4 protein-coding genes are annotated in these 2993 nt (G+C 37.4%); all 4 read right to left on the reverse strand.

The genetic code is table 11. The features are described 5' to 3' along the window. Positions 1 to 421: 421 nt before the first annotated feature. A complete protein-coding gene (locus tag A3IA_RS0108065) occupies positions 422 to 1237 on the reverse strand; it encodes a metal ABC transporter permease (RefSeq protein ID WP_026217628.1) in 816 nt (271 codons plus the stop codon). 12 nt (positions 1238 to 1249) lie between these two features. Then, positions 1250 to 1936, reverse strand: coding sequence for a metal ABC transporter ATP-binding protein (locus A3IA_RS0108070; protein WP_018380821.1), 687 nt, complete (start codon positions 1934 to 1936; stop codon positions 1250 to 1252). A gap of 2 nt (positions 1937 to 1938) precedes the next feature. Beyond that, positions 1939 to 2376, reverse strand: coding sequence for a zinc-dependent MarR family transcriptional regulator (locus A3IA_RS0108075; protein ID WP_018380822.1), 438 nt, complete (start codon positions 2374 to 2376; stop codon positions 1939 to 1941). Positions 2377 to 2619: 243 nt separating this feature from the next. After that, on the reverse strand, positions 2620 to 2993 hold a 374-nt coding region (locus A3IA_RS0108080; protein WP_018380823.1), incomplete at its 5' end, for a transposase.

The raw sequence follows: 2993 nt of genomic DNA on the forward strand, positions 1-2993 counted from the left end.
TTAACAAGACACCTCTACTTTAACATAAAGAAAAAGTAGCGAGTACTCTCTCCCGTCGGAGATTTCCTCACTACTAATCTTAGTATGTTTTTGTTCCTTGTTCTGAAAGTTAATTCATTTGACTATAGTAACCTTTTGCATTTTCTTTCTCCAAGAAAGCACAAAAGATTGAATAAAATCGTCCAAAATAGACTTTTTCTTCAACCTTCATTAAGCCTTTAAAATGTTTTCTGCAGTGCTTGACAAACTCCAAAAAGTCATTCAAAACTTGTATAGCCCTGACTTAATACTCTCCGAAAATCAAATTCAGACCTTGACCTTGTTGACTTGATTTAATGACCCTCAGTTCTAGCTGCATCGGCACCACCCAATTTAATTTTGATTTTCATTGAGTATAAAACCAACTGTCAATAGAAGTCGGCTAACCTCGATGGTTACCCAATGCCGATAGCAAACTAACAACTAAGAAAATTCCGATAAAAATTATCGTAATGGTTGCGCTAGCAGGTGTTTCCCAAATGTACGATAACAACACTCCTGATAACATACCAACAAAACCGATTAAAACAGCACTTCCAATTACAGCCTTAAATGACTTACCAATCCGAATGCCAATACTTGCAGGCAATACCATAATAGTTGATACCAGTAAGGCTCCAGCAGCAGGTATCATCAAGGAAATAGCAACCCCCGTGATAATATTGAAGATTAGTGACATCATTCGTACCGGAAGACCATCAACTAAAGCTGTGTCCTCATCGAAAGTTAACATATACATCGGACGAATAAACAAGACCGTCAATACCAAGACAATAAGAGCAATAACAAACAAAGCAATGACCTGTTCTTGATTGATAGTAATAATAGAACCGAACAAGTATTGTTCCAAATTAACCCCAGAAGCATTTTCAGACTTACTGGTAATAATCAAGGAAATGGCTAAGCCCAAGGACATAAGAATAGCTGTTGAAATTTCCATATAGTGCTTATACACGACTCGCAAATACTCTAAAAGAATTGACGCTAAAATAACGACCACAACCGTTGTCCAAGTTGTTGAAACGCCTAACAAAATCCCAAAAGCAACACCAGCTAGAGAAACGTGACTCAACGTATCACTCATCAAACTTTGGCGTCTTAAAATTAAAAATAAACCAAGTATCGGTGCAAACAAACTCATAGCAACGATAGCCAATACTGCTCGCTGCATAAAATCATAAGAGAGCATTTCTAAAATGATAGCCATTTTTTATTCCCCCTCATGAACATTAAAACAGCGCCAAGGAGAAGACTGATCTCTCACTAAATGAATGTTCCTATCAGCATATTCAGCAACTTCCTCAGGGTCATGCGTTATCATCAAAACTGCCTTACGATGCTTTTGAGCACTATGATGCATCAATCTATAGAAATTATCTAACGTACCAGCATCCATACCAGTCGTTGGCTCATCCAGCACAAAAATATCAGGATCTGAAGCAAACATCCGAGCAATCACAACACGCTGCTTCTGTCCCCCTGAAAGACTCCCAATACGTTTATGGCGACTCTCCCACATGCCAACAGATTCAAGACTAGTTTTCACGTGTTCCTTATCATGAGAGGTAATCCTACGAAACCAGCCTTGGCGTGGGTAACGGCCAGAAGTGACAAACTCCTCCACAGTAGAAGGAAAACCAGCATTAAAACTAGCAATTTGCTGAGGTAAATAGGCAATCCTCAATTTTTTCCCTGAAATATTCTTCTCAGAAATAGTAACAGTGCCACTTTTAGGTTTCAAAACACCTAAAGTCGCTTTAATTAAAGTAGATTTTGCCGCTCCATTCTCACCAGTTAAAGTGACAAACTCACCACTATCTAAATGATAGGAAATATTATGAAGAACTGGCTCATTATCATATTGAAATGCCAAATTCTTAACAGTGATATAGCGCAAAATTAAAGAACCTTTCTAGACAATTCATCAACAAAACGATCAATAACTTCTTGATCCATTTCAGAAAACTGAGCTAAAATCGTTTCATAAACTTGAAGTGTTGACTGATGATGCTCAGCATGTTCAGTTGCGATAGGCGCCCCCTCCTCAGTCAAAGTAAGATAAGAGACACGTCCATCTTTACCATCTTTTACAGAAGCAACCAAATTCTTCTGAACCAATTGTTTGACGGCTTTTGAGACAGCAGCTTGACTAATAGATAACTCCTTAGCCAAATCTGTATTAGTTAACTTTCCATCCTTCAATAACATCAAAATATGTTCCTGTGTACTCGTCAATCTAACATCACTTTGACATTTGCCAATTAACAACTCATTTTGATGCTCAGTTTTAGCAATTAAAGCATTGAAAAAAGCATCGACTCTCTCTGATAACAACATACAACACTCCTTAACCAGTTAAACATGAAAATAAATAAAAACTGTTAGCTAAACTAACAGTAAAACTATACCGGCGGCCGGCACATACTGCATAAACTAGTACTAATTTTAGCAAATTTAAAGCATTTAGACAACTATAGTTGACTAATTTTGCTAATAATCCTGTAAATTTTGGGGAATAAATTCGGAAACCAATTGTTTCTATTCAACAACAAAATTTATAACATCTTATAGATTATATAATCAACTGAAACAAGAGCAGGACAAAAGTGCCTCAATGAAAGTATGGCCATTTGGCAATACTTTTCTGAGGTGTTTTTTAATATGAGCCCATGTTTTCTCAATGGGATTGCACTCAGGTGAGTACGGAGGAAGTGGTAAAATTCTATGCCCCTGCTCCTTAGACAAGGCCTTTAGCCTGCTCATTCTATGAAACTTTGCATTATCCCTAATGATAGCTGATGGCGTCTCCAAAGTGGGTAGTAAGAATTTTTGGAACCAAGCTTCGAAAAAATCACTAGCCATAGTATCTTTATAAGTCATCGGAGCTATAAGCTCACCATTTATAAGACCTGCAACTAAAGATATCCGCTGGTATCTTCTTCCAGAGACCTTAC

The organism is Streptococcus thoraltensis DSM 12221 (assembly GCF_000380145.1).
In the GTDB taxonomy this organism is placed as follows: domain Bacteria; phylum Bacillota; class Bacilli; order Lactobacillales; family Streptococcaceae; genus Streptococcus; species Streptococcus thoraltensis.